Consider the following 26848-nt stretch of genomic DNA (forward strand, 5'->3'; position numbering starts at 1 on the left):
GTTAACCCTTTCCGAGCTGCGCGCGCACTTTCGCGGCAACATCCTGCGCGTTGGGCAGAACCTCGCGCTGCAGCACCGGCGAGGCGGGCATGCGCATGTCTGGGGTGGCGAGACGGGCGACATTCTCGATGCCGGCGTCGCGCAGTCGGCACAGGAGTTCGCCGCCGACACCGCCGGTCAGATTGGCCTCATGCACCACCAGCGCGGCGTTGCCCGAGGCTTTGATCTGGGCGATCAACTCGTCTTCGGGCAGCGGCGAGAGCCATCGCAGGTCGATCACTGCGGCGTCGATCCCCTCGGCGGCGAGGATTTCGGCGGCCTCGGTGATCACCGGCATGCCGGTGCTCCAGCTGACCAGCGCGATATCCTTACCGGCGCGGCGGCTACGCAACCCGCCAATGGGCTGCACGTCATCGGTCAGATCGGCGATTTCCTTGCGCTGGTAGAAGGCGCGCGATTCAATGATGATCGTCGGATCATCGCAGGCGATCGCGGCGCGCAGCATGTCATGGGCGTCTTGCGCCGTGGAGGGCAGGCCGACGCGCAGGCCGGGCGTGTGGAAGAGGATCGCCTCAAGGCTCTGGCTGTGCTGGGCGCAAGAGCCAGGCGTGACCCCATGCTGCATGCGCACGACCAGAGGCGCGGTGCAGGTGCCGCGGGTCAGATAGCGCAGGTTCGCCATTTGGTTAATGATCTGGTCCAGCGCGACCAGCATAAAGTCGGCCCACATGATCTCGACGACCGGACGCATGCCCATCATCGCAGCGCCCAAGGCCGAGCCGAGGATTGCGCTTTCCGAGATCGGCGTATCGAACACGCGGTCCTCGCCAAAGGTCTTTTGCAGGTTGCGGGTGCAGCCAAAGATGCCGCCGCCAAAGCCCACGTCTTCGCCGTAAACCAGCACATCGGGGCGTGCTTCGAGTTCGGCGCGCAGGGCTTCGGTGACCGCTTTGCCGTAGGTCGTCTCGCTGCCGCCAGTGGGGGCCGCGGTGGCGGGCACGTCAGGGGCGTCGCCGATGATATGGTCGCGGGCAGTGGCAGGGTCGGGGTCGGGCGCGGCCAGCACATCGTCGCGCAAGGTTTCCAGCTCGACCTTCAGATCGGCGTCGATCCGGTCAAGCGCATCTGCGTCGGCCAGCCCCTCGCGCAGGATCCGCTCGCGGAAGCTGGCAATCGGATCACTGGCCTGCGCCTGATCCCATTCTGCCTTGGAGCGGTAGTGCTGCAGGTCCTTATTATAGTGGCCCCAGAGGCGAGTGGTGGTGAATTCCAGAAACACCGGACCTTCGCCAGCGACAATCGCGGCGCGGGCGGCGGCGACGGAATCGCGCACCGCAATCGGGTCGTTGCCGTTGACGGTGGCGGATTTCATCCCGTAGCCGCGGGCGCGCTGCGCCTGACGGTCCACCGGCGAGACCACATCCGAGGCGGTCATCTCGGCCCAGCCGTTGTTTTCGCAGATGAACAGCACCGGCAGCTTACGCAACGAGGCAAACACCATGCCTTCATGCACCGCGCCTTGGTTCATCGCGCCGTCGCCGATCGACACCACCGAGATGCCGCCGGTTTCCTGCAATTTCTGCGCCATCGCCACGCCTGCGGCGATCGGATAGCCCGCGCCGACGATGGAGTTCTCGCCGATGAACCGATACTGCGGCGCGATCATCAGCGCCGAGCCCGAGCGACCCCCGTTCGCGCCGGTGGCTTTATGGGCGATCTCGCTAAGCACCTCGAAGGCCGGAACGCCCGATTCAATCGCCCAGCCGTGGCCGCGGTAGGTGGCGGAAATCCGGTCTTCGGGCATCAACGCGGCGGCGGCGCCCACGGGGATCGCCTCTTGCCCCGCGCAGAGGTGAATGGACCCTACGGCAACCGGCGTCGCACCCTGGCTGAAATCCATGCAGAGCTGCTCAACGCCACGGATGAAGGACATGTTCCGATACGCTGCATATGCGAAATCCGTGTTGTCATTTGTCTTAAGCATTTTCAGCCCCTGCAATTATCATCATTTGACATGACTATCATATGGTGACAGTTTCGGGCAAGGGAAAATTTGACGCCCCGGCGGTTTCGATCTGTGGAAATCGCGCAAGATATTGGAAATATGTCGAAAAAACATGTCCTCGCGGCGGGGGCGTGGATGCCATCCAAAGAGAAGGGAAAACCAAGATGCATGCAGTGATTGCCAATGGCGCCGGAGGGCCCGAGGTTCTGGACCTGATCGAGCGCCCGATTCCGACACCGGAACGCACCGAGATTCGGGTGCAGATCCACGCGGCGGGAGTGAACCGGCCGGATGTGGTGCAGCGGCAGGGGAATTATCCGCCGCCCGCGGGTGCCTCGGATATTCTGGGGCTGGAATTGGCCGGTGTGGTCGATGGAGTCGGCGCGGATGTCACGCGGTTCAAAGCGGGCGACCGCGTCATGGCGCTGGTCGCGGGCGGGGCCTATGCTGAATATGCGGTGGTGGACGAGAGCAACGCTTTGCCGGTGCCCGAGGGCGTGACGATGGTCGAGGCGGCGGCGATCCCCGAGACCTATTTCACCGTCTGGAGCAATCTCTTCGAGCGCGCGGCGCTGGTCTCGGGCGAGACCGTGTTGATCCACGGCGGTACCTCGGGGATCGGCACTACCGCGATCCAGCTGGCGAAATGCTTTGGCGCACGGGTCATCGCCACCGTCGGCTCCGATGAGAAAGCCGAGGCCGCCGCGCGCATCGGCGCCGATCATGTGGTGAACTACAAAACCCAGGATTTCGTCGCCGAGACGCTGGCGGCAACCGGCGGCAAGGGCGCGGATGTGGTGCTCGATATGGTCGGCGCCGCTTATATGCAGCGCAATTTCGAGGCGGTGGCGGTGGACGGGCGGATTGCCCAGATCGCCTTTATGACCGGCTCGAAGGTTGAAATCGACATGCGCCCGATCTTGGTTAAGCGGTTGACGCTGGCCGGTTCGACCCTGCGCGCGCGGCCCGTCGCGATGAAAGCGGCGCTGGCGGCGGCGCTGGAACAGAAGGTGCTGCCGCTGCTGGCCGAACGGAAGGCACTGCCGGTGATCGATTCCACCTATGCGCTGGCGCAGGTGCGCGAGGCGCATGCGCGGATGGACGGCGGCGCGCATATCGGAAAGATCGTGCTGACCATGGCGGCGGCGGAGTAGGGCCGCCGGACGGTTGATCGGGCTTGGCGCGGGGGTGGATGATCGCCCTCGCGCCAAATCGCTGGCCGCATCGCAAGTTGTATCTGGTCTGGGGCGTGAAAGACCCACGCCCGAGTGAGCGCACTGGCGATTTTCCCCTGAACAGGATGTGCGGGTTTTACCGGCTTGTAATCAGAACTGGGCGTAAAACCGGCGCGACTGAATTGTTTTCAAATCAACCTATAGTTGAAAGTTTTTGCGCTGAGCAGCGATAAAACCCACCGCTAGCTACCTTCAAAAACCTCTCCCTTCCACGCCAAAAATATAATCGCCCTTGACTGGACGCGAGCGGGTCTGGTTAACTACACGTATTCAGGGATTTCCCGAAGGCATTCAAGCCTCGCCCTCGACCGCGTGTTGCGCAGTCGAGGGCGAGGCTTGTCATTGTGGAGGGTGGCAATGCGGCGGCAGATCGAAATTGGCTTGCTGTTCTCGTGCACAGCAAGCTACGGGCTGATTGCCGCGGCAGGCCGCGCCGGCGCATTGCGCGCGATCGACGAGGTTAACGCAGACCCCGCGTTTGACCTGACCTTCATCCCCGTTGAGCGTGATCCGCAGGGCAATATCGACCTCTATCAGCCGATGTGCGCCGAGATCCTGCGCAGCACCAATGCGCGCCATGTGATCGGCACGACCACCTCCTGGAGCCGCAAGGAAGTGATCCCGACGCTGGAAAAAGCCGGTGGAATTCTGTGGTATCCCTGCCCGCATGAGGGGTTCGAGGCCTCGGATCATGTGGTCTATATGCATGCCTGTCCGAACCAGCATTTGGTGCCATTGATGGACTGGGCGCTGCCGCGCTACGGGCGGCGCGCCCATCTGGTCGGTTCGAACTACATCTGGGGATGGGAGATCAACCGCGTCGCCCGCGATCTGGTGATGGGCTCGGGCGGCACCGTGCTGGGCGAGCGCTATCTGCGGATCGGTGACACCGATGTGGCGCGGATGATCGAGGAAATTCGCGCGACACGGCCTGATTTTGTGCTGAATTCGCTAATTGGTTCATCATCTTACGCGTTTCTGGCGGCGATGGCGGAGTTGCGGCGCGAGGATAGCGCCTTTGCCGGTGGCAAGATGCCGGTGCTCTCATGCAACCTGACCGAATGCGAACTGCCGAAACTGGGCGCGGATGCCGAGGGGTTGATCTCGGCGGGGCCGTATTTCCACGGCGCGGCGGGATGGCCCGGGGACGGGCGGGTGTTTGCCTCATCCTTCGAGGCCGCGGCCTATGTGTCGGTGCGCGCTTTGGCGGGGCTTTTGGCGCATCGTCCGGGGGCCGAGATGCTCTGTCTGCGCAGCCTGCTGGACCAGCCGAAAGAGGCGCGTTTCGGCATCGACCGCGCGACCCATCACGTGACGCTACCGGCGCTGATCGCCGAGGTGCAGCAGGGGCGGTTCGAGGTGGTTTCAGCCCGCGACGGGGTTGAGCCAGACCCGTATTTGTCGCGGCGTAGCAATAGGTTACATCCCAATCTTACGGTGGTGACGCCATGAAGCAAAAGATATTTATTCCCGAGTTCGGCGGCGCGCGGGCGGTGATCCTGCACCGGCCACATCCGACGGTAGACTCGCTGTCCCGCCAGTTGCGCGCGATTGGTCTTAGCGTCGAGGCGCATTGGCCGGAATTGCCCGCCTCGGTGATGCTGGCCGACTACTTGTTTTTCGACGCGGATATGGGCTGCGACGAGCAGTTTCCCTGGCCCGCGGGCGAGGCGCCGATGCCGATGATCGCGCTGATCGGCTCCGAGGCGCCGGGGCGGATCGAATGGGCGCTGTCGCATAATGCGGCGAGCAAAATTCTCAAGCCGGTGGGCGATGGCGGCGTGTTCAGCGGGCTGTTGATCGCGCGCCAGACCTATGATGCGCGCAAGGCGATGGCGGCTGAAATTTCGGATCTGCGTGCCCGATTGTCCGAGCGTCAGACCGTGGTGCAGGCGGTGATGTTACTGGCGCGCAACGCGGGCAGCGAGGACCGCGCCTATGATCAGCTGCGCCAAATGGCGATGTCTTGGCGGGTCAATATCGAAGAGGCCGCGCAGCGCGTCGTGGCCATGGGGCTGGCGGCGAAACGCGCCTGAAGCCAGCAAATGGCCCACCGAACCTATTGAGTTGTAAGGAGATAAACGGAAGACCATGTGTAAGAACCACGATTACACCATCCATGGTGCGCAGCATCACTTTGGCTGGGACAACTCGATTGCGCCGGTGCAGCGCGCCGAGCCGGGCTCGACGATCCTGTTTCACTGCAAGGATAGCGCCGCTGGGCAATTGGGGCCGAAATCAACCGTCGCCGATGTTGCGGCGCTGGATTTCAGCCGGATCAATCCGGTGTCGGGGCCGGTCTATGTTGAGGGCGCGGAGCCGGGTGATGCGCTGAAGATCACCCTCGATAGTTTCGTGCCGCAGGCCCGCGACGGCGCCGGTTTTGGCTGGACCGCGAATATTCCCGGCTTTGGTTTGTTGACCGATCAGTTCACCGATCCGGCGCTGCATATCTGGAAATACGACACCTCGACGATGGCGCCGGCGATGTTCGGCAAGGAGGGGCGGGTGCCGCTCAAGCCCTTTGCTGGGACCATCGGCAATGCCTTGGCCGAACCGGGGATGCACTCGATTGTGCCGCCGCGCCGGGTGGGTGGAAATCTCGATATCCGCGACCTTTCGGCCGGCACCACGCTCTATCTGCCGGTCGAGGTGGCGGGGGCGCTGTTCAGCGTCGGCGACACCCATGCGGCGCAGGGCGATGGCGAGGTTTGCGGCACCGCGATCGAGAGCCCGATGGATGTGGTGTTAACCATAGACTTGGTTAAGGACGCGCGGTTGAAGTTCCCGCGATTCACCACGCCGGGGCCGGTGACCACCCATCTTGATGCCAGGGGCTATGAGGTCACCACCGGCATCGGGCCGGACCTGATGGGCGCCTGCCGCGATGCGGTGGCGGGGATGGTCGACTTCCTCTGTGCGACGCGGCAGATGGCGGCGGTCGATGCCTATATGCTGGTTTCGACCTGCGGCGACCTGCGGATTTCGGAAATCGTCGACCAGCCGAACTGGGTGGTCTCCTTCTACTTTCCGCGTTGTGTTTTCGAGTGATCACCGGAAACTGTTAAAAAATCCCCGATTCTCACAAAAACACGCGGAAATCGGATGTAAAAACAAAGGTTAACCAGATCACTTATATTAACCCTTGACGTGGGCTGGGGTGATCTGCATCCTTTAACCAACATGAGGGTGCTTGCACCTTTTCGGCACTCGAGCCCGGACTTTCCTCTTTTTGGGGGTGAAGTCTGGGCTCTTTTTTTGGGAAAACTCCGATGACGTCATATTTGAACCTGTGCGGAATTCTCCAGACTCACGCGGCGCGATTCTGCGGTCACAGCGGAGGTGTTCCCGATGCCAGTTGAGCGCAATATCGTGCTGGAGGTCGACAACCTCCAGACCCATTTCAGCACCGATGAGGGCGTGGTGCGCGCGGTTGACGGGGTCAGCTTTCAGTTGGAAGCGGGCAAAACGCTGGCGCTGGTTGGCGAGTCCGGTTCGGGCAAATCCGTCACCAGCCTGTCGATCATGCGGCTGTTGCAAAAAGGCGTCGGGCGGGTGGCTGGCGGGCGCATCCTGTTTGAGGGCCGCGATCTGGCCGCACTGACCGAGCCCGAGATGCGCCGCGTGCGGGGCAAGGATATTGCCATGGTGTTTCAGGAACCGATGACCAGCCTGACGCCGGTTTATACGGTGGGCGACCAGATTGCCGAGGCGATCATGGCGCATGAGCCGATCAGCAAGCGTGCGGCACGGGCGCGGGCGGTGGAATTGCTGGAAACGGTCGGCATCCCCGAGCCTGCGACCCGTGCGCGCGCTTATCCGCACCAGCTTTCGGGCGGTATGCGGCAGCGGGTGATGATCGCGATTGCGCTGGCCTGCAACCCCAAGGTGCTGATTGCCGACGAGCCGACGACGGGGCTGGATGTGACCATTCAGGCGCAGATCCTCGATCTGATGCGGCGGCTGCAAAAAGAGACCGGCATGGCGATCCTGTTCATCACTCATGACTTGGGCGTGGTGGCGGAAATGGCTGACCGGGTGCTGGTGATGTATGCCGGACGCACCGTCGAGGAGGCGGCGGTCGAGCCCCTGTTTGGCGAGCCGCGGATGCCCTATACGCAGGGGCTGATGGCCTCGATCCCGCGATTGGGCTCGGCGCCTGAAGGCGTCTCGCATCCGCGATTGCAAGCGATTCGCGGCAATATTCCCAGCCCGCGCAACCTGCCGCAGGGCTGCGCTTTTCATCCACGTTGCGAGCATGCCAGCCCCGATTTCTGCACGCACAACGTGCCCGCGCTCGAGGATAGCGGCATGGGGCATATGGTGCGCTGCGCCCGCTGGCGTGACGTTTTGCAAACTGCACAGGTGGCCCCATGACCGGCTCCGCCCTTTTGAAACCCACCGATAACAGCGTCGCAGAACCGGCTGACGAGGCGCTCTTGTCGGTGCGCAATCTCTGCACCTATTTTCCCGTGCGCGGGGCCACGCCTTTTGCGCCCAAACGGGTGGTGAAAGCGGTGGACAACCTGTCGCTGGAAGTCGGGCGCGGCAAGATCGTCAGCATTGTCGGCGAGTCCGGCTCGGGCAAGACCACCGCTGGACGCTCGATCCTGCGGCTGATCGAGCCGACCTCGGGGCAGGTGATGTTCGACGGTATGGATCTGGGCCAGTTGGGGCCGCGCGCCCTGCGTGATGCGCGGCGCAAGATGCAGATCATTTTCCAAGACCCGTTCGCCAGTCTGAACCCGCGGATGAGCATCGGCGGGATCATTGCCGAGGGGCTGAAACTGCACAGTATCGGCGAGGGCCGCGCCGACCAGCGTGACCGCGTCGCGGCGCTGCTCGAACGCGTGGGGCTGAGCGCCGATCACATGCGCCGCTATCCGCATGAGTTCTCGGGTGGCCAGCGCCAGCGGGTGGGCATTGCCCGTGCCTTGGCGGTGGAGCCGGATTTCATTCTGGCCGATGAACCGGTCTCGGCGCTGGATGTGTCGATTCAGGCGCAAGTCCTCAACCTGTTGCAGGATCTGCGCGAGGATCTGGGGCTGACGATGGTGTTCATCGCCCATGATCTGAGCGTGGTCGAATACCTCTCGGACCGTGTCGCGGTGATGTATCTGGGGCGGATCATGGAGATCGCCGATGCGCGCGATCTCTACGCCAACCCGCAGCATCCCTATACCGAGGCGCTGCTCTCAGCGGCGCCGATCCCCGAGCCGGGGGCGGCGCGCAACCGCATCATGCTCAAGGGCGAGACACCCTCGCCGATTGATCCGCCTTCGGGCTGTGTGTTTCGCACCCGTTGCCCGATTGCCGGGCCGGAATGCGCGACGACGACGCCCGACCTCAAGCCTTTGGGCAAGGGCCATTCGGTCGCCTGCCTGAAGCGCGGTTGAGCCTGCGCCGCGCGCGCAGGGCCTGACCATAACAACAACAACGACGTCAACGAGGAGAAGATGATGAAACGCTTTACCCTTCTTTCGACGGTTGCGAGCTTTGCTGCCACTCTGGCGCTTGCCGCACCGGTCTGGGCGGATTCGCCCCTGCGCGGTGGCATCCTTCAGGTCGGTCTGGCCGATGATCCGCCCGAGCTGGACCCGCATCTGAGCAGCTCGAACGCCTCGCGCACCATCCTGCACAACATCTTCGCGACGCTGGTCGAGGTGGATGACAAGCTGCAGATCCAGCCGGAACTGGCCGAGCGTTGGGAGGTCAGCGAGGATGGCCGCCAGTATACATTCTATCTGCGCGACGGGGTGAAGTTCCACGACGGCACCACGCTGGATGCCGATGCGGTGGCGTTCAACTTTGACCGGATGCGCGACGCCGATGAATTCGGCTCGGCCCGCGCAGGTGAGTTGGCCTTTGTCGAGGACGTGAAGGTTGACGGCCCGCTGCAAGTCACCGTGACCCTCAGCCAGCCCTACGGCGGTTTTCTGCCGGCGCTGGCCAGCTGGTCGGGGATGATTGTCTCGCCCACGGCTGTCGAAGAGCATGGCCGCGATTTCGGGCAGGTGCTGGTGGGGGCGGGGCCGTTCCGCTTTGTCAACCGCATCCGCGACGACCGTGTGGTGCTCGAGCGGTTTGACGAGTATTTCAAGGACGGTCTGCCGTATCTGGACGGGGTGGTCTACCGCCCCTTTGTGGATGCCGAAGCGCGGATTGTGAACCTTGAGACCGGCTCGATCCATATCATCAATACGGTGCCGGGCCGCGCGGTGAACCGCCTGCAAGAGAGCGAGGATATCAACCTGTCGATCGTCGGCGGGCTGGGGTTTCGCGGGATCTGGGTCAACGTCGACTCCGATGAGCTGGGTTCGCGTGAGCGCCGCGCCGCGCTTTCGGCCTGTATCGACCGCCGCGTGGTGGTGAATAGCATCTTTGGCGAGGCCGCGGTGCCTGCCGTGGGGCCGTTCTCGCCCGCGACCTGGGTGGTCGATAGCGCCGAAGAAGCGCCGCACCGCGATGTTGACGCCGCGCGCGCTGCGCTGGCCGAGGCAGGGGTGCCCGACGGGTTTTCCTTCCCGCTGTTGATCACACCGGATGACGAGAGCATCCGCGTCGCCTCGATCTATGCGGCGATGTGCTCGGAGGTGGGTATCGACATCCAGCTGCAGCAGGTCGAATTCGGCACCATCCTGTCGCGTATGGCCGAGGGCAATTACGCCGGTGCGCAGATCGAGTTGAGCCCGCGCAACGACCCCGATCTGAGCGCGCATCCGTGGTTCCATTCGAGCGGTGGGGTGAACTTTAGCCACTACGCCAGCCCCGAGATGGACCGTGTGCTTGATGAGGCCCGTGCGGCGGTCGATCAGGGTGAGCGTCGTGCGCTGTATCGCGAGGCATTGGAGCTGTTCAACACCGACTTCCCCTATGTCTTTGTCTACCATCTGCAAGAGATGAAAGCGCACCGCGCCGAGATGATGGGCTACCGCCACATCCCGGATTCGATGATGCGCTTCGAAGACGTCTGGCTGCAGGACTGACCCTAACACCGGCTGCGGCGCAATCTGTGCCGCAGCCCCCAAACCCTCTGGAATACCATGCTGGTTTTTATCTTTCGCCGTTTGCTCGGTATCTTGCCGATCCTGTTCCTGATCACCCTCGCGGTGTTTCTGGTGATGCAGGTATTGCCGGGGGATCCGGCGCTGATGATCCTTGGCACCGAGGCCACGCCCGAAGCGCTGGCGGCGATCCGCGAGCGCTTGGGTCTGAACCAGCCGCTTTATATGCAGTATCTGAGCTGGATCGGAAACGTGTTGAGCGGCGATCTGGGCCGCTCGATGGTCGATAACTCGCCGGTCTCGCGGGCGATCCTCTATGCGCTGCCGGTGACCTTGCAGATCAGCTTTCTGGCGATCCTGATCGCGCTGGTGATCGGCGTGCCGGCGGGGGTCATCGGTGCCACCCGTCGCGGCGGTATCGGCGATACGGTGGTCAGCCTGATCGGGTTTTCCTGCATCTCGCTGCCCGGATTCTGGGTGGCGATCCTGCTGCTGTATGTGCTCTCGCTCTATCTGGGGTGGCTGCCGTCCTCGGGGTTTGTGCGGCTGCATGAGGATTGGATCGGCAGTCTGCAAACCTCGATCATGCCGGCGATTGCGCTGGGCCTGCGGCCGGCGGGGATTTTCATGCGGCTGGTGCGCTCGTCGATGCTGGAAGCGATGAAATCCGACTATGTGCGCACCGCCCGCGCCAAGGGCATCACCGCGATGAAGGTGACCCTGCGCCACGGGCTGCGGACCTCGCTGATCCCGCTGTTGACCGTGCTCAGCGTCGAGTTTGCCGCGCTTTTGGGCAATGTGGTGGTGATCGACACGATCTTTGGCCTGCCGGGCTTCGGGCGGCTGATCTACAACTCGGTTCTGCGGCTGGATCTGACGATGATGCAAAGCCTCGTGTTGATTTTCGCGGTCTCGGTGATCTTGATTAACCTGTTGACGGATGTGGCTTATTTCATCCTCGACCCGCGCATCAAGGAGCGCTGAGATGGACCGTTTGCTGGTAAAAATGCGCGGCAAGCCTTTGGGCGCGCTGGGGCTGTTGATCGTGATTCTGCTGGTGTTGGTGGCGATTTTTGCGCCGCTGCTGGCGCCCTATAACCCGACCGACCCCGACTTTATGGCGATGCTGCAGGGGCCGAGCGATCAGTATATCTTGGGCACCGATGAATTGGGCCGCGATATGCTCAGCCGCCTGATCTGGGGCGCGCGCGCCTCGCTGCAAGCGGGGCTGATTGCGGTGATCCTTGCGGCGGGGATCGGGGTGCCGATTGGGCTGATCTCGGGGTATTTCCGTGGGCCTCTGGACGAATATGTGGTGATGCGGCTGACCGATGCGATGATGGCATTTCCGGTGATCGTGCTGGCGCTGGCGCTGACCGCGATCATGGGGCCAAGCCTGTCGACGGCAATGGTCGCCATCGGCATCGTCTATGCGCCGATCTTCATCCGGCTGGCCCGTGCCCAGACCCTGAGCGTGCGCGAAACCGAATATGTCGAGGCCGCGCGCGCCCTTGGCAACCGTCATATCGGCATCATGATCAAACATGTGCTGCCCAATATCGCCAGCCCCCTGATCATCCAGATGTCGGTGAGCATGGCGACGGCGATTCTGGTGGAAAGCGCGCTCAGCTTTCTAGGTCTTGGCGTACAACCGCCGACGCCAAGCTGGGGCTCGATGCTGCGGATCGGCACCAACTATATGCAAGAGGCGCCGTGGATTGCCTTCTGGCCCGGTCTGGCGATCTTTGTCGCGGTCTTGGGGATCAACCTGTTCGGCGATGCCTTGCGCGACGTGCTGGACCCGCGCGACAGGTAGGGCTTGGGCGGGGCGGTCCATTCGGGATGCGCCCCGCCGATCATGTGTTCAGCGGATCGGCGAGGGGGCCAGTTCGACCGAAGGCGTGGGCTCACTGCGGCGGGTCAGATGGCGCAGATAGCGGCGCTCGATCCAGCGAAACACACGGGTGATCGCGAACACGATGATGAAATACAGCAGGGCGGCGGTGATAAACCCTTCATAGGCCAGATAATAGCGCCCGTTCAGCCAGCGTCCGACGCCGAGGATATCCTGCAATGTGATTGTGCTGGCGACCACCGAGCCGTGCAGCATGAAGATCACCTCGTTGGAATAGGCGGGGATCGCGCGGCGAAAGGCCGAGGGCAGGATGATGCGCCGCATCCGGCTGCGATAGGAATGGCCGGTGGCAATCGCCGCCTCGACCTCGCCCTTGGGCGTGTCGATGATCGCCCCGCGCAACAGCTCGGTGGTATAGGCGGCGGTGTTGAGGGTGAAGGCGATCAGCGCGCACCACCAAGCCGACGACAGGATCGGATCCCATAGCCAGCTGTCGCGCACCACGGTGAATTGACCGAGCCCGTAATAGATCAAATAGGTCTGCACCAACAGCGGCGTGCCGCGAAACACATAGGTGTAGCCCCAGATCACAGGGTTCCAGAGCCGGTGGTTGGAGGCACGCGCGATGGCCATGGGGATTGCGATGATCCCGCCGATCAGCAGCGCCAGAAATGTCAGGTTCAGCGTCATCCAGACGCCCCAGAGAAAGCGGTCGAAATTCGCCGCGATCAGTGCCACATCCAGCGGAATATAGGCGAGGAGTTGCTCAACACTCATGCCCGCACCACGCCACGGCTATAGCGCCGGTCCAAGGCCCGGAACGCGAGGTCGGAGAGGCCGGTGAGCATCAGATAGATCACAAAGGCCGCCGCCATGAAGGTGAAGAGTTGCCCCGTCGAACGCCCGGCGGTGAAGGCGTTATAGACCAGATCCTGCAGCCCGATCACCGAGACCAGCGCGGTGGTCTTGAGTTGCACCAGCCAGTTGTTGGTGAACCCCGGCAGCGCATAGCGCACCATCTGCGGCCAGATAATATGGCGGAAAATCAGGGATTTGCGCATGCCGCAGCTAACACCGGCCTCGATCTGTCCGGGCGGGATCGCCATGATCGCGCCGCGGAAGGTCTCGGTGAAATAGGCGCCAAAGATCACCCCGATGGTGGCGGCTCCGGCGGCAAATTTGCTGATATCGACATAGCCCCAGAGACCGGTGGCATAGCCGAGTTCATTGATCATCACCTGCCCGCCAAAGAACACCAGAAGGATCAGCACCAGATCGGGCACGCCGCGCACCAGTGTTGTATAGATGCCCGCAAGACGCTGCGCGAGGCGGTTCTTGGAAAGTTTGGCCCAAGCGCCCAACAGCCCGAACACCAGCGCAATGGCCAGCGAGACCAGCGCCAGTTTGACCGTCATCCATGTGCCGGCGAGCAATTGGGAATGATATTCGAGTAACAGGTCCATCGCGGGCCTCGGTAAATGGTTTGGGGGCGGGCCACAGGGTCGCGGCCCGCCCGATGTCTCAGCGGCCCTGGATCACTCGGCGGGGCGACCGCCGTAGATGTCAAAGGGGAAATAGCTGTCGTTGATCTCGGCATAGGTGCCGTTTTCGCGGATCGCCAGAATCGCGGCGCTGAATGCCTCGCGCAGCGCGTCTTCATTCTGCCGCAGCGCCACGCCGACGCCTTCGCCGTAGCAGTCAACATCCAGATGGTCGCCACCGACAAAGCGGTAATCCGCGCCTTCATCGGTCGAGAGGAAGGATTCCTCGGCGATCAGGCTGTCGGACAATTGCGCGTCGATACGGCCCAGAACCAGATCGCGGAACACCTCTTCTTGGGTGCCGTAAAGAACGATCTCGGCCTCGGGAAAGGCTTTTTCGGCGTAACACTGGTGGGTGGCGCCGCGCTGCACGCCGATGCGGCGACCGGCGAGCCCCTCAGCGGTGCCCTCGAACCCGGCATCCACCGGCGCGACGATGCGGGCCGGGGTTTGATAGTAGCGGTCCGAGAAGTCAATCTGGCGGCGGCGCTCTTCGGTGATCGACATCGAGGCGATGATCGCATCGAACCGGCGGCCCAGAAGGGCAGGGATCATCCCGTCCCATTCCTGCTCGACCAATTCGCAGTCGCGCTGCATTTCGGCGCAGAGGGCATGGGCGATCTCGATATCGAAACCGGCCAGCGTGCCATCGGATTCCTTATAGGAAAACGGCGGGTAGGCGCCCTCGACGCCAATGCGCAGCGTGTCTTGCGCGACGGCCGGAGCGGCGAAGGCCAAAGCGGCCATAGTGGATAGAAAAGCGTTGCGGATCATCAATATCTCCTCCTGGGTTGGTCAGTTCATGCGGGACAAAAAGGCCCGGAATTGCTCGGTTTCGGGGTTGGTAAACAGTTGCGAGGGCGGGCCTTCTTCGCAGATCTCGCCCTGATGCAGGAACACGGTTTTCGACGAGACATCGCGGGCAAACCCCATCTCATGGGTGACCACCAGCATGGTGCGGCCCTCTTCGGCGAGGTCGCGCATCACGCTGAGCACCTCGCCGACCAGCTCGGGGTCGAGCGCCGAAGTCGGCTCGTCAAACAGCATCACATCGGGGTCCATCGCCAGCGCGCGGGCAATCGCGACGCGCTGTTGCTGGCCGCCCGAAAGATGCGCGGGGTAGTAATCGGCGCGGTCCGAGAGGCCGACCTTGGCCAAGAGCGCCTGCGCCTTGTCGCGGGCCTCGGATTTGGGGATCCCCTGCACATAAAGCGGGCCTTCGAGCACATTTTCCATCACCGTCATATGCGACCAGAGGTTGAAGCCCTGAAACACCATCGCCAGACGGGCGCGCATGCGTTCGACCTGCCGGATATCGGCGGGAATGGTCTCGCCGTGGCGGTTTTTCCGCATGCGGATTTTCTCGCCACCCAGATATACATCGCCGGAATTCGGCGTCTCCAGCAGGTTGATACAGCGCAGAAAGGTGCTTTTGCCCGACCCCGAGGCGCCGAGGATCGCGATCACATCGCCCTTTTGCGCCTCCATCGAGACGCCTTTGATCACCTGATGGGGGCCAAAGCTTTTGTGCAGATTGTCGATTTTGAGGGCGGAGTTTGCGGTCATGCTTTGGTCTTCCGGTGGGGGGCGAGGGCGGCGAGTTCGCCCAGAGCGACGGGTTTGATCGGGGTGCGGGCGCGGGGCAGGGCGGGGGCCGCGCCGCAGTTTTCAAGGATGCCGCGCAGGGTCAGGTCACACATGCGGCCCTGACAGGGGCCCATACCGGCGCGGGTCGCGGTTTTGACGCCGCGCGGGCCGGTAGCGCCACCCTCAAGCGACTGGCGGATCTCGGCGGCGGTGATCTCTTCGCAGCGGCAGACGATGGTCTCGCCATCGGGGGCGAGGATTTCGGGCGGCGGCGCATAGGCGGCATCCAGAAACGGGCGGATCGCCATCGCCCGCGTCAATGCGCGACGCGGGGCTTTGGCTTGCCTGTCGCGGGTGTTTTTGTCGATACGGCCCAAGCGGCGCAGGATGTCGAGCGCGGCCAATTCGCCCGCCGCCCGCGCCGCCTCGGCGCCGCCGATCCCCGCACCATCCCCCGCGATATGCAGCCCCTCGACATCACTTCCGCCCCAGCGGTCGGTGACCGGCGCGATCGCCTGCTGTGCGGGGTTCCACGCATGGGCAATTCCCGCCGCGCGGCTGATATGGGTGGAGGGGATAACGCCTTGATGGGTCAGCAAGATTGGCGTGCAAAGGGTATGCGCGCGACCCTTGGCGGTAAAGCTGAAATCCAGCCTGCCATCGGTGCGCATGCTGGCGTGGAAACCCGCGGCAGAGGTATAGCGCGGGATGCCCGCCGCGGTGATTTTGCGGATCAGTGCCAGCCCTTTGGCAAGCTCGGGCAGGGCCAGAAGCACCCGCGGCAGGTGGCGCATTGCGCGGGTCATCATCGCGGGTGTTTGCGTCTCGACCAAGGCTTGCGGCGGCGCGCCCGCGTCGATCAATTGCGCCGCGATCAGGTAGAGGAGCGGCCCGGAACCGGCCAGCACTGCATCGCGCGGCAGCAGTTGGGCGGTTTTCATCAGGATCTGCGCGGCACCGGCGGGCATCACCCCGGGCAGGGTCCAGCCCTCAAAGGGCGTCGGCCGTTCCTGCGCGCCACCGGCCAGCAGGACATGCGGCGCTTGGCCGGCGTGGCTAGTGCCGCCGCGTGACCAGAGCACCCGCGGCATGCCGGCGTCGCTGTCAATGCGCCAGACAGTTGCGTTGAACTCACCGGTAATCCCCGCAGTGCGCAGCCCGGCGAGCAGCGGTTTGCCCGCCGCATAGCTGGCGCCCAGATAGGCGGGCGGCGGGGTTTCGGCACCCAGATTGCGGTAGATTTGCCCGCCCGCCTGCGGTTGCTCGTCCAGCATCAAGACCCGTGCGCCGCCCTGCGCGGATGTCGCCGCGGCGGCCATGCCTGCGGGACCGGCGCCAATGATGATCAGATCGACATCAACCATCGGCGTTGCTCTGTGCTGGCGTTGAGGAGAGTTTGCGCAGCCCGCGAGCGCCGTTCTGGCGGGCCAGCACCATGCCATCGCGCGCTGCGACCATACAGGCTTGGGTGTTGGGCTGCCCGTCAACCTCGATCAGACAGTCGAAGCAGACGCCCATCATGCAATAGGCGGTGCGCGGCGTGCCCATGGTGCTGTGGCGGGAGGCATCACCCGAGGCTGCCAGAATCGCCGCCGCCAGAGTGTCGCCCGCGCGCGCGGTAATCGGCGCGCCGTCCAGCGTCATATGCAGCAAAGCGCCGGCGTCAGGCCGCGGCAGAAAGCGCGAATCGATGGTCATCGAATGCCTCCAAATCAGGTGCTGCGGCACTGTCCTCAATCCAATCGGCGAGCAGGCTGGCATGCAGCGAGGCCAGGGTGACGCCGCTGTGACAGGTGACCAGATAGGCGCCGGGGTGCTGCGGCGAACGCGCGTAAACCGGATAGCCATCGGGGGTCATCACCCGCAGCGCGCCCCATGCGCGGACCACCCGCACATCTGCGAGGGCGGGTAGAACCGTGACCGCGTGGCGGGCGAGGGCGTTGATTTCGCTAAGGGTTTCACGATCATCAGGCCCGACATTGGCCTTGGTGCCACCGATCTGCAGCCCGCCTTCATCGACCTGCCGAATGGTGCTGGAGAGAAAGCCCAACCGCGGGCCGAGCTTTTCGGTGATCAGCAATTCGCCGCGCTGGGGGCTGACGCGGGTGGCAAAGCCAAGTTGCGCGGCCAGTGTCGATGAACCGAGACCGGCGCAGAGCACCGCCCGCGGGGCGCCGAGATGCGTGCCGTCTTTCAGGCGCAGGTCAAAGCCGCCGCCTTGGGCCTGTGCGATCTCGACCACCTGCGCGCCGGTCCTGATCTCGCCGCCCAGCGTGACAAAAGCGCGCTGCAACGCGGTGAGCAGGCGCAGCGGGTTCACATGGCCGTCGAGCGGGCAGAAACTGGCGCCGACAACTTCGGGGCCAATCTCGGGATGCAGGCGCCGCAGCGTATCGCCGTCGATCATCTCATGGCTAAAACGCGGGCCAAGATGCGCCTGTTGCTGCGCGAGGCTCTGGGCGAATGCGGTGAACTCATCGGGATCGGTGAAGAATTCAAAGCCGCCGGATTGCTGGAGCGCCAGATCGACGCCGCTTAGCTCTTGCAACGCTCGCGCAAACTCGGGCCAGCGCGCCACCGCCTCGCGGGTCCATGCCGCATAGGGGGCGAAATCGGCACCTTTGCCTTGCAGCCAGATCAGCCCGAAATTCCCTTGTGAGGCGCGAAAATCACCGTCAGCGCCGTTCAGAACCGTCACCCGCAGACCGGCCTGCAACAGGCCGAGCGCCGTCGATAGCCCGACGATGCCGCCACCGATAATCGTGATCTCTGAACTGCGCAAAACCATGTGATTCCTCCGCTTGCACAGTTGCACGGGGTGACCTATGCGGAAAAATTGTAATTTTTGCATTATCCATACCGTGGTGATATGTATTCACCATGCTCCACCGTCTCACCCATCGACAGCTCGAAGCCTTTCGCGCGGTTATTGAAACCGGCAAGGTCACTGCGGCCTCCGAAGTGCTCAATACCACGCAGCCCTCGGTCAGCCGGATGATCGCGGATCTGGAACATACGGCGGGTTTCGAGCTGTTCGAGCGGCGCGGGCGGCAATTGCTGCCCACCCCCGAGGCGCTGGCGCTTTATGAAGAGGTCGAGCGTTCCTTTGTCGGGCTGGCCGAGATTTCCCGCGTGATCGAGGATATCCGCGATTTCCGCCGTGGCAGTTTGCTGATCGCGGGGATGCCGGCGCTGGCGCTGAAATTCCTCCCCGATGCGATTGCCGCTTTTGTCAAAGCCGAACCCGGGATCAAGGTTTCGCTGCGGGCGCGCAGTTCGCAGGCGGTGCTGCGGCATCTGAGTTCGCAGCAGTTCGACCTTGGGTTTGCCGCGCTGGATATGGATCATCCGGCGGTCACGCGGCGACCGATTTGCACCGCGCCGATGCAGGCGGTGCTGCCGCTCGGGCATCCTCTGGCGGTGAAAGACCGGCTCGAACCCGCTGATTTTGATGAGCAGCCCTTTATTGCGCTGGGCGCCGAGATCGCCACCCGCTCGGAGACGGATGTGTTTCTGGCCGCGGGCAATGCGCGCCCGCAGATTGTTGCCGAGGCGCAGCTTTCGGCCTCGATCTGCGAGTTGGTGGCCAGCGGAGCGGGGGTGTCAATTGTCGAGCCGGTGACGGCGGCCAATTTCGCCGCTGCCGGTCGCATCACCGCCCGCCCACTGCATCCAGCGCAGCCCTTTCGCTATGATCTTCTGCTGCCCGCGCTGCGCGAACCCTCACGGGTCGCCGCCCGCTTTCTGGATCTGATCGAAGCGCAATTCACCGCGCTACTGGGCGACTGATCCGCGCATTTCCAATAGCGAAAGCGGGGCGGGCAGGGGGAGGATCACCGTTTGGTGCCCTCATGCGCGCTACAATACGCAAACAGTCACAAAGCCAGCGCGCGCGATGGGTTTGCTCGCGACACAAGGTGCCAAGCTGCGCGTCTGCACGCCGTGTTCCGCCCCAATAGCAACGCTTGCCCTGAGGAAATGGCAAATATCCTTCCTGAGCGGCCTGCCAAGCGATTTGTCATAAAACCGTAACAAAACTCTAACATAAGCATCACAAAGCCCCCGTATTCCGCCACTCATGGTCGTGACAGCGACCGATACAAACCTGGGAGCCATCATGCTTTACCTGAAACTGACCGCCTCTGCCTGTGCGGTTGCCGCAATCTCCACAACCGCTGCCTTCGCGCAGAGCCGCGACGCGATCCGCATTGTCGGCTCGTCGACCGTGTTTCCCTATACCCAAGCCGTGGCAGAGCAGTTCGCGAATATCACCGGCGCCCCCTCGCCGATCGTCGAATCGACCGGCACCGGTGGCGGCATGCAGATCTTCTGCGGTGGCGTGGGCGAGCAGCATCCCGACATCACCGGCGCCTCGCGCGCAATGAAAGCATCCGAATACGAATTGTGCCAAGAAAACGGTGTCACCGACATCACCGAGGCGCTGATCGGCTTTGACGGCCTGTCGCTGGCGATCTCGCGCGCGAATGACGTCGAGTGGAGCCTGTCGCTGGCTGAAATCTACCTCGCGCTGGGCGCACAGGTTCCGGTCAATGGCGAATGGGTCGACAATCCCTATACCCGCTGGTCGGAAATCAACCCCGATCTGCCCGACACCGACATTCTGGCCTATGGCCCGCCGCCGACCTCCGGCACCCGCGACGCCTTTGTCGAACTGGCGATGCACGCCGGTTGCGAAGCACTCGACTATGTGGCGAATGGCGATTTCGACGGTGACTGGGTCGAAGACAACTGCTCGCGTATGCGCACCGACGGACCCTTTGTCGAAGCCGGCGAGAATGACAACCTGATCGTGCAGCGCATCGTCGCTGACCCGAACGCCATGGGCATCTTCGGCTACTCGTTCCTCTATGAGAATATGGACACACTGAAGGGTGTGCAGATTGATGGCGTCGATCCTTCGATCGATACCATTGCCGATAACTCCTACCCGATCTCGCGGCCCCTGTATTTCTACGTGAAGAACGCACATCGCGGCGTGATCCCCAACCTCGACGCTTTCATCGAGGAATATATGTCGGACGGCGCGCTGGCTTCCGGTGGTTATCTCTCCGAGCGTGGTCTGGTGCCGCTGGCCGAAGAGCGGATGCAGATGCTGCAGGACAACGTCCTGAACGGCCAGTCGATGGACGCCCCCGCAGGCTGAACGCCTGAATGATCCTGCCCGGGCCGGTCAACGCCGGCCCGGGCATTTTAACTTGAGCGGGTGTATCCGATGACGACCTTGGCTTTCGCTATTCTTCTTGTGGCCAGCCTTGCGGCCTATGCCCTGAACCGGCGCGCGGCAACGACCATCCGCGATGGCGGTGCAAGGCTGCATTCGGTGTCGAATTACCACGGTCTGTTCGCGCTGCTGCTGATGCTGGTGCCGGTGCTGGTGGTGATCCTGATCTGGCTGGTGCTGCAAGGGCCGGTGGTCAACGCGATGGTGATGTGGGCGCTGCCCGCGGGCACGCTGGACGGGCTGGATACCGGACAGGCCGATCTGATCCTTGCCGAGATCCAGTCGATATCGGGCGGGCGCATTTTTGGCGATCCCGAGCCGTGGAAACTGGCCGCCGCCGCGCATCTGACCGAGCTGCGCGAGTTGGCCGCGCTGGGTCTGGTGCTGCTGACCGCGCTTTTGTGCCTCGCGATCATGTATGTCGCCCGTCGAAAGGTCGCCGCCGGATTTCGCGCGCGCCAAGGGGTCGAGCGTATCATCTCGGGCCTGATGATCTTTTGCTCGGTCGCGGCTATTTTCACCACCGTCGGCATTGTCGCCTCGCTGGCCTTCGAGACCTATAAATTCCTGCGCCTCGTGCCGCTGACCGAGTTTCTCTTTGGCCTGAACTGGGAGCCGCAGATCCCGATCCGCGCCGATCAGATTGCCGCCGCCGGTGCCTTTGGCTGGCTGCCGGTGATCGCCGGCACGATCGTGATCACCTTCGTGGCGATCTTTATCGCCGTGCCCATCGGGTTGCTCTCGGCGATCTATCTGTTCGAGTTTGCCCCCAAGCGCATCCGCTCGGTCGCCAAACCGTTGCTGGAGATCCTCGCCGGTGTGCCGACGGTGGTCTACGGGTTTTTCGCCATCCTTGTTGTGGCCCCCGCGATCCGCAGTTTGGGCGCCTCGATGGGGATACCCGTCGCGCCCAATACCGCGCTGGCGGCGGGCGGGGTGATGGGGATCATGCTGGTGCCCTTTATCTCGTCCTTTGCCGATGACGCGCTGTCGGCGGTGCCGCGGTCGATGCGCGACGGTGCGCTGGCGCTTGGCGCCACCCGCGCCGAGACGGTGCTCAATGTGCTCTTTCCGGCGGCGATCCCCGGTATCGTCGGCGGTGTCCTTTTGGCGGTCAGCCGCGCGATTGGCGAGACGATGATCGTGGTTATGGCGGCGGGGTTGATGGCCAATCTCACGCTGAACCCGCTGGAGAGCGTCACCACCGTCACCGTGCAGATCGTCACCCTGCTGATCGGCGATACCTCGTTTGACAACCCCAAGACGCTGGCCGCTTTCGCGCTGGGGATGATGCTGTTCATCGTCACTCTTATCATCAATATCTTCGCGCTCCGGATCGTCCGGAAATACCGCGAAGCCTACGATTGAGGCTTGATCCCATGACCGATATCCCCTCCGGCTCGGGCGCAGTGGCGCGGACCACGATGGACAAGGTGCACGGCTCTCTCGCGCGGCGGCATCGCAAGCAGTTGATCCTGCAGATCTTTGGCATCACCGCGATCAGCCTTGCGTTCCTGATGCTGTTCATCCTGCTCGCCTCGCTGATCACCACTGGCCATAAGGCGTTCACCCAGACCGAGATCACGCTCGAGGTCTTCATCGACCCCGAGGAGATCAGCGTCGAACGCCTGCCACGCGGCAATTTCACCAATGTGCTAGCGGCGGCAGTGGCGGCGGACCTGCCCTCGGTCGATCAACAGGACCGCGCCGAGATGCGTGTGGTGGGCGGCATTTTGTCCAACGGTGCCCAGTTTCAACTGCGTGACCGCGTGGTCGAAGAGCCGGAGCTGATCGGGCAGACGATCACCATCAGCGTGCCGGTCTCCGACCCCTACGACCAGCTGCACAAGGATCTGTTGGACCGCGAGACGCCGGAAAACCTGCGCCGTCTCGATGATACGCAGATCGCTTATTATGATCGTCTGGTCGAGAATGGCGCGATTGCCGCCAGCCTCAACACCGGGCTGTTGACCAATGCCGACAGCCGCTTTCCCGAGCTGGCAGGGCTCAAGGGCGCGATCATGGGCTCGTTCTGGGCGCTGCTGACCTGTTTTCTGATCTCTTTTCCTCTGGGCATCGGCGCGGCCATCTACCTTGAGGAATTCGCGCCCAAAAACAAGCTGAGCGATTTCATCGAGGTGAATATCAACAATCTGGCGGCGGTGCCTTCGGTGGTCTTTGGCCTCTTGGCGCTGTCGGTGTTCATCGGTTTGTTCGGCCTGCCGCGCTCGGCGCCTTTTGTCGGCGGGTTGACGCTGGCGCTGATGACCATGCCGACGATCATCATCGCAACGCGCGCTGCCCTCAAAGCCGTGCCGCCCTCGATCCGCGAGGCCGCACTGGGGCTGGGTGCGTCGAAACAACAGGTGGTCTTTGGCCATGTCGTGCCATTGGCGATGCCCGGTATCCTGACCGGCACGATCATCGGTCTGGCGCAAGCGCTGGGCGAAACCGCGCCGCTGCTGCTGATCGGGATGAACGCTTTCATCACCTCGGCCCCCGCGACGCCGTTTGACAGCGCCACCGCCCTGCCGACGCAGATCTTCATCTGGGCCGATAGCCCCGAGCGCGGTTTTGTCAGCCGCACCTCTGCCGCAATCCTCGTGTTGCTGACCTTCCTCATCATGATGAACGCCATCGCGATCTACCTGCGCAGCAAGTTTGAACGCAAATGGTAAATAACCCGAAAGGAGAGGCCGTGGACGCCCTCAGAACCGTCACCCGCGATATCGACACCAATAGCACCAAGATCAGCGCGCGCGGCGTGCAGGTCCATTACGGCGATACCCATGCGATCAAGGATGTCGATGTCGATATCAAGGAGCGTTCGGTCACCGCATTCATCGGTCCGTCGGGCTGTGGCAAATCCACCTTTTTGCGCTGCATCAACCGGATGAATGACACCATCGATATCTGCCGGGTGACGGGTGATATCCGCATTGATGGCGACGACATCTATGACCGCAGCATTGATCCGGTGCAGCTGCGCGCCCGCGTCGGCATGGTGTTTCAAAAGCCGAACCCGTTCCCCAAGTCGATCTATGACAATGTTGCCTACGGCCCCAAAATCCACGGGCTGGCCAGATCCCGGGCCGAGATGGACGAAATCGTCGAGCGCTCCTTACGTCGTGGCGCGATCTGGGACGAGGTCAAGGACCGGCTGCATGCCCCCGGCACCGGATTGTCGGGCGGACAGCAACAACGCCTGTGCATCGCCCGCGCCGTGGCCACCGATCCCGAAGTGTTGCTGATGGATGAGCCCTGCTCGGCGCTCGATCCCATCGCCACCGCGCAGATCGAAGAGCTGATCGACACCCTGCGCGAGAAATACACCGTGGTGATCGTCACCCACTCGATGCAGCAGGCCGCGCGGGTCAGCCAGAAGACCGCGTTTTTCCATCTCGGTAACCTCGTCGAATATGGCGATACCGACGATATTTTCACCAATCCCAAAGACCGCCGCACCGAAAGCTATATTTCCGGCCGGATCGGATAGGAGCCCCGTCATGGACACCAAACATATCTCCAGCGCCTTCGACCGCGACCTGCAGGGCGCACAGGCCATGCTGATGACAATGGCTGCTCAGGTCGAGACGGCGATGCTGAGGGCGGCCGAGGCGCTGGCGACCAATAATCTGGAAATGGCCGAAACCGTGCGCAAGAACGACCGGGCGATTGACGAGCTGGAAGAGGGGATCAAGATCGATTGCGCCCGTATTCTGGCGACGCGGTCTCCGAATGCGGGCGATCTGCGGACGGTGTTGACGGTGATGAGCATCGCGTCAAATCTGGAACGCTGCGGCGATTACGCCAAGAATATCGCCAAACGCACCTCGGTGCTGGCCGATGCGCATCCGGTCAAGGATGTGTCTCCGGCGCTGCGCCGCATGCAAAAAGCGGTGGTCGCGATGATGGGCGATGCGCTCGATGCCTATACGCGCCGCGATCTGGAAATCGCCCAAGAGGTGCGCGAGCGGGACCGCGAGGTCGACGAGCTTTACAACACGCTGTTCCGGTCTCTGCTGACACATATGATGGAAGAGCCGCAGAGCATCACCGCCTGTATGCATCTGCATTTCATCGCCAAGAATATCGAGCGGATGGGGGATCACACCACCTCGGTCGCCGAACAGGTGATCTATCTGGTGACCGGCGAACTGCCCGACGAGGACCGGCCGAAAGGCGATCTGACGTCACTCTCCAGCCCCGAGAGCTTCGGCGATCCTGCTTGAGGTTCACCGTCAGCTCTCTAGTGCCCGGCACCTAGCAACCCGCGCTCAACCCGCGCGTCACCCCCAGCCAGTCCATCCGGCTGGGGGCCTGCGTTTCAGCCGGTGTGTTTCGCTTGAGATACTCTGAAACCTCGGCGTCGCCCAACTCCGGCACCCCTGTCCGGTCTTGGCTGACCCACAACAGGCAGAAACCCCGCAGCCTCCGCGTGTCTACGGCATCAGGGCGTGCATTCTGGTTTGAAAATGGCGATCCCGGGAGGACTCGAACCCCCAACATCCTGATTAGAAGTCAGGTGCTCTATCCTGTTGAGCTACGGGACCGCGTTGGTGGTATTTGCGGCACGCGTGGCGTGTCGTCAAGCCATTCGCAGCGGCAAATTTCTATCGGGTGAGGCTGTCGAGTGTCTCGGCGATCAGCGCGAGGTTCTCGGGCTCGGAAAACCTGTGGTCGGCGCCTTTCACCATGGTCAGCCGCAGGTCGGGGCTCTCGGCGTGCTCGAACAGCCGCAGCGCCACCGCGGGCGGGACATCGACATCCGCCGAGCCTTGCAGCAGCCGCACGGGGAAGGGCAGGGCGAGGGGGTCGCGCAGCACCAGATGCTTGCGCCCGTCCTCGATCAGGTGGCGGGTGATCACATAGGGGCCGTCGTCATATTCCGAGGGCAGTTCAATCGCGCCCTGATTCATCAAGGCGGCGCGCTGGCCGTCGTCAAAACCATCCCACATGCTGTCTTCGGTGAAATCCGGTGCGGCGGCGATGCCGATCAAACCGGCCACTCGCTCGGGCATGGCTTTGGCGACCAAAAGCGAGATCCAGCCGCCCATGCTCGAGCCGATCAGCACCTGCGGCCCTTGGGTGAGCGACGAGATCGCGGCCATCGCATCCTCGGCCCAATCGCCGATCGAGCCGTCAAGGAAATCCTCGCTGCTCTGGCCGTGGCCCGAGTAGTCAAAGCGGAGGAAGGCGCGGCCATGGCGTTTGGCCCAATCCTCGAGAAACTGCGCCTTGGTGCCGGTCATATCCGATTTGAACCCGCCCAGAAACACCACGCCGGGTTTATCCACCCCCTCTGCGGTGGCGGGGGTTTGCACATAGGCGAGTTGGCGGCCTTGCGGCGTGTCCAAACGGTCGGTCATGGTGGCGGGCTTTCTTGATCCATACTCTCGCGCGGATGCTAGCCCGAGCGCCGCGCGAGAGCCAGACCCCAAGCGCCTTATGATCAGCGGTGAAAGGGCACGCCCATAGTGTCCTCGCCGCGCCGGTCTTCGGGCGGCGCCCAGGTTTGCGGGTCAAGGATCAGCGCGGCGAGTGCGTCGGCAGCGGCTTCGAGCATCGCTTCGCCCTTTTCCGCCGTGGCGCGGGCGGGGTTGCCGGCCATGCCGTTGGCGGTGACATGCGTAAAGGGGCGCCAGCGATAGGAGGCTTTACCCGCCTTCAGGAACCGCCCGCCGTCCATCCCGTCGGTAATCTCGGCCAGCGCCGAGGTGTCGACCAGATCGGGCTCGCAGACCATCATCATCGAGGTTTCCGCCTCGCCTGCATGCATCACACCCTGCTGGTCTTGCAGATGTTGTGACAGGCTCTCACCGGCCTCGGTAACATAGGTGGTGGCGACCAGGGTGGCCTCGACTTGCGGCGACAACTCGTCGCAAATCTGCTGCATTGCCACCTGATTGCCGCCGTGGCTGTTGGAGATCAGGATATCGCGGAACCCGTGGCGCACCAGCGAGTCAATGAGATCACGCAAGACCGCGCGGAAGGTGGCGTGGCTCAACGTCAGGGTGCCGCCGTAGGGCATGTGATGCTCGCTGAGCCCCGACCAGACCACCGGCGCGACCACCACCGGACGCGTCGCATAGGCTCTGCGGGCGGCGCGGATATTGACCTCGAACCCGAGCCGCGTGTCGGTCATCACCGGCAAATGCGGCCCGTGTTGCTCGATTGAGGCGATCGGCAGGATCACCACCGCATTCTGCGCCGCAAGCGCGCGCAATTCATGCGCCTTGAGGCGCGACCAGTCGATTTCGGCGGCGTGTGACATGTTTTCCTCCTGTTTTGCGCAGTGAGCCATGCGCTCGGGGAATTGACAAGTCCGGCGGCGCGGCGCAAATACCCAGCATCATAACCCGCAACCGGGCGTTCCGTG

At 63.1% G+C, this 26848-nt stretch carries 25 protein-coding genes and 1 tRNA gene; 15 read left to right on the plus strand and 11 right to left on the minus strand.

Annotation, left to right across the window (positions count from 1 at the left end; all coding sequences use genetic code 11):
* Window position 1: 1 nt before the first annotated feature.
* Window positions 2–1900, minus strand: coding sequence for an alpha-ketoacid dehydrogenase subunit alpha/beta (locus DDE20_RS07005; protein WP_205961629.1), 1899 nt, complete (start codon window positions 1898–1900; stop codon window positions 2–4).
* Window positions 1901–2169: 269 nt separating this feature from the next.
* Between DDE20_RS07005 and DDE20_RS07010 the strand changes: the two genes are divergently transcribed.
* The 9 genes from DDE20_RS07010 to DDE20_RS07050 all read left to right on the plus strand — a co-directional run bounded on the left by DDE20_RS07010 (window position 2170) and on the right by DDE20_RS07050 (window position 12060).
* Window positions 2170–3159 carry an NAD(P)H-quinone oxidoreductase gene (locus DDE20_RS07010; protein ID WP_116557734.1) on the plus strand — a complete coding sequence of 330 codons (990 nt, stop codon included), beginning with the start codon at window positions 2170–2172 and terminating at the stop codon, window positions 3157–3159.
* 438 nt (window positions 3160–3597) lie between these two features.
* On the plus strand, window positions 3598–4692 hold the full coding sequence (locus DDE20_RS07015; RefSeq protein ID WP_116557735.1) for a transporter substrate-binding protein: 1095 nt from the start codon (window positions 3598–3600) through the stop codon (window positions 4690–4692).
* Window positions 4689–5276: an ANTAR domain-containing response regulator gene (locus DDE20_RS07020; protein ID WP_116557736.1), complete on the plus strand. Its 588-nt coding sequence runs from the start codon at window positions 4689–4691 to the stop codon at window positions 5274–5276. Before DDE20_RS07015 ends, DDE20_RS07020 begins: the two co-directional genes overlap by 4 nt.
* A 55-nt stretch (window positions 5277–5331) precedes the next feature.
* Window positions 5332–6291, plus strand: coding sequence for an acetamidase/formamidase family protein (locus DDE20_RS07025; RefSeq protein WP_116557737.1), 960 nt, complete (start codon window positions 5332–5334; stop codon window positions 6289–6291).
* Between the two features lie 300 nt (window positions 6292–6591).
* Complete coding sequence (locus DDE20_RS07030) at window positions 6592–7617, plus strand: ABC transporter ATP-binding protein (protein WP_116557738.1); 1026 nt, start codon at window positions 6592–6594, stop codon at window positions 7615–7617.
* A complete protein-coding gene (locus DDE20_RS07035; protein WP_116557739.1) occupies window positions 7614–8636 on the plus strand; it encodes an ABC transporter ATP-binding protein in 1023 nt (340 codons plus the stop codon). The genes DDE20_RS07030 and DDE20_RS07035 overlap by 4 nt, the downstream gene beginning before the upstream one ends.
* Before the next feature lie 63 nt (window positions 8637–8699).
* On the plus strand, window positions 8700–10226 hold the full coding sequence (locus tag DDE20_RS07040; protein ID WP_165814441.1) for an ABC transporter substrate-binding protein: 1527 nt from the start codon (window positions 8700–8702) through the stop codon (window positions 10224–10226).
* 57 nt (window positions 10227–10283) lie between these two features.
* Entirely contained in the window at window positions 10284–11228 is a 945-nt protein-coding gene (locus tag DDE20_RS07045) for an ABC transporter permease (protein WP_116557741.1), read from the plus strand.
* 1 nt (window position 11229) lies between these two features.
* Window positions 11230–12060, plus strand: a complete 831-nt coding sequence (locus DDE20_RS07050) for an ABC transporter permease (RefSeq protein WP_116557742.1) — start codon at window positions 11230–11232, stop codon at window positions 12058–12060.
* A gap of 48 nt (window positions 12061–12108) precedes the next feature.
* Here DDE20_RS07050 and DDE20_RS07055 read toward each other — a convergent pair whose 3' ends face one another.
* The 7 genes from DDE20_RS07055 to DDE20_RS07085 form a co-directional block, all read right to left on the minus strand.
* On the minus strand, window positions 12109–12876 hold the full coding sequence (locus DDE20_RS07055) for an ABC transporter permease (RefSeq protein ID WP_205961630.1): 768 nt from the start codon (window positions 12874–12876) through the stop codon (window positions 12109–12111).
* Complete coding sequence (locus tag DDE20_RS07060; protein WP_116557743.1) at window positions 12873–13562, minus strand: ABC transporter permease; 690 nt, start codon at window positions 13560–13562, stop codon at window positions 12873–12875. Before DDE20_RS07060 ends, DDE20_RS07055 begins: the two co-directional genes overlap by 4 nt.
* A 72-nt stretch (window positions 13563–13634) precedes the next feature.
* A complete protein-coding gene (locus DDE20_RS07065) occupies window positions 13635–14414 on the minus strand; it encodes a transporter substrate-binding domain-containing protein (RefSeq protein WP_116557744.1) in 780 nt (259 codons plus the stop codon).
* Window positions 14415–14435: 21 nt separating this feature from the next.
* Window positions 14436–15206 carry an ABC transporter ATP-binding protein gene (locus tag DDE20_RS07070; protein ID WP_116557745.1) on the minus strand — a complete coding sequence of 257 codons (771 nt, stop codon included), beginning with the start codon at window positions 15204–15206 and terminating at the stop codon, window positions 14436–14438.
* Window positions 15203–16591, minus strand: coding sequence for an FAD/NAD(P)-dependent oxidoreductase (locus DDE20_RS07075; protein ID WP_116557746.1), 1389 nt, complete (start codon window positions 16589–16591; stop codon window positions 15203–15205). The genes DDE20_RS07070 and DDE20_RS07075 overlap by 4 nt, the downstream gene beginning before the upstream one ends.
* Entirely contained in the window at window positions 16584–16925 is a 342-nt protein-coding gene (locus tag DDE20_RS07080; RefSeq protein WP_116557747.1) for a (2Fe-2S)-binding protein, read from the minus strand. The genes DDE20_RS07075 and DDE20_RS07080 overlap by 8 nt, the downstream gene beginning before the upstream one ends.
* The gene (locus tag DDE20_RS07085; RefSeq protein WP_116557748.1) at window positions 16891–18015 is read right to left on the minus strand and encodes an NAD(P)/FAD-dependent oxidoreductase; all 1125 of its coding nucleotides are present in this window, start codon (window positions 18013–18015) and stop codon (window positions 16891–16893) included. Before DDE20_RS07085 ends, DDE20_RS07080 begins: the two co-directional genes overlap by 35 nt.
* A gap of 92 nt (window positions 18016–18107) precedes the next feature.
* Here DDE20_RS07085 and DDE20_RS07090 point away from each other — a divergent pair, with 92 nt between their 5' ends.
* From DDE20_RS07090 to phoU, 6 genes are all read left to right on the plus strand, one after another.
* A complete protein-coding gene (locus DDE20_RS07090) occupies window positions 18108–19016 on the plus strand; it encodes a LysR substrate-binding domain-containing protein (protein ID WP_116557749.1) in 909 nt (302 codons plus the stop codon).
* 328 nt (window positions 19017–19344) lie between these two features.
* Window positions 19345–20391, plus strand: a complete 1047-nt coding sequence (locus DDE20_RS07095) for a substrate-binding domain-containing protein (protein WP_116557750.1) — start codon at window positions 19345–19347, stop codon at window positions 20389–20391.
* A 69-nt stretch (window positions 20392–20460) separates the two neighbouring features.
* Complete coding sequence (pstC, locus tag DDE20_RS07100) at window positions 20461–21837, plus strand: phosphate ABC transporter permease subunit PstC (RefSeq protein ID WP_116557751.1); 1377 nt, start codon at window positions 20461–20463, stop codon at window positions 21835–21837.
* A gap of 11 nt (window positions 21838–21848) precedes the next feature.
* Window positions 21849–23147: a phosphate ABC transporter permease PstA gene (pstA, locus tag DDE20_RS07105; protein WP_116557752.1), complete on the plus strand. Its 1299-nt coding sequence runs from the start codon at window positions 21849–21851 to the stop codon at window positions 23145–23147.
* Between the two features lie 20 nt (window positions 23148–23167).
* Window positions 23168–23965 (plus strand): phosphate ABC transporter ATP-binding protein PstB, encoded by a 798-nt coding sequence (pstB, locus tag DDE20_RS07110; RefSeq protein WP_240607873.1) that lies wholly within the window; start codon window positions 23168–23170, stop codon window positions 23963–23965.
* 10 nt (window positions 23966–23975) lie between these two features.
* A complete protein-coding gene (gene phoU, locus DDE20_RS07115; protein WP_116557754.1) occupies window positions 23976–24701 on the plus strand; it encodes a phosphate signaling complex protein PhoU in 726 nt (241 codons plus the stop codon).
* Between the two features lie 244 nt (window positions 24702–24945).
* Here the strand turns inward: phoU and DDE20_RS07120 are convergent.
* From DDE20_RS07120 to DDE20_RS07130, 3 genes are all read right to left on the minus strand, one after another.
* Window positions 24946–25022: transfer RNA gene (locus DDE20_RS07120), tRNA-Arg, on the minus strand.
* Window positions 25023–25082: 60 nt separating this feature from the next.
* Window positions 25083–25838, minus strand: coding sequence for an alpha/beta hydrolase (locus DDE20_RS07125; RefSeq protein WP_116557755.1), 756 nt, complete (start codon window positions 25836–25838; stop codon window positions 25083–25085).
* 83 nt (window positions 25839–25921) lie between these two features.
* Window positions 25922–26743 (minus strand): creatininase family protein, encoded by an 822-nt coding sequence (locus DDE20_RS07130; RefSeq protein ID WP_165814442.1) that lies wholly within the window; start codon window positions 26741–26743, stop codon window positions 25922–25924.
* Between the last annotated feature and the right edge of the window lie 105 nt (window positions 26744–26848).

Origin of the sequence: Pararhodobacter oceanensis, from assembly GCF_003076755.1 — a bacterium.
GTDB classification, from domain to species: Bacteria; Pseudomonadota; Alphaproteobacteria; order Rhodobacterales; family Rhodobacteraceae; genus Pararhodobacter; species Pararhodobacter oceanensis.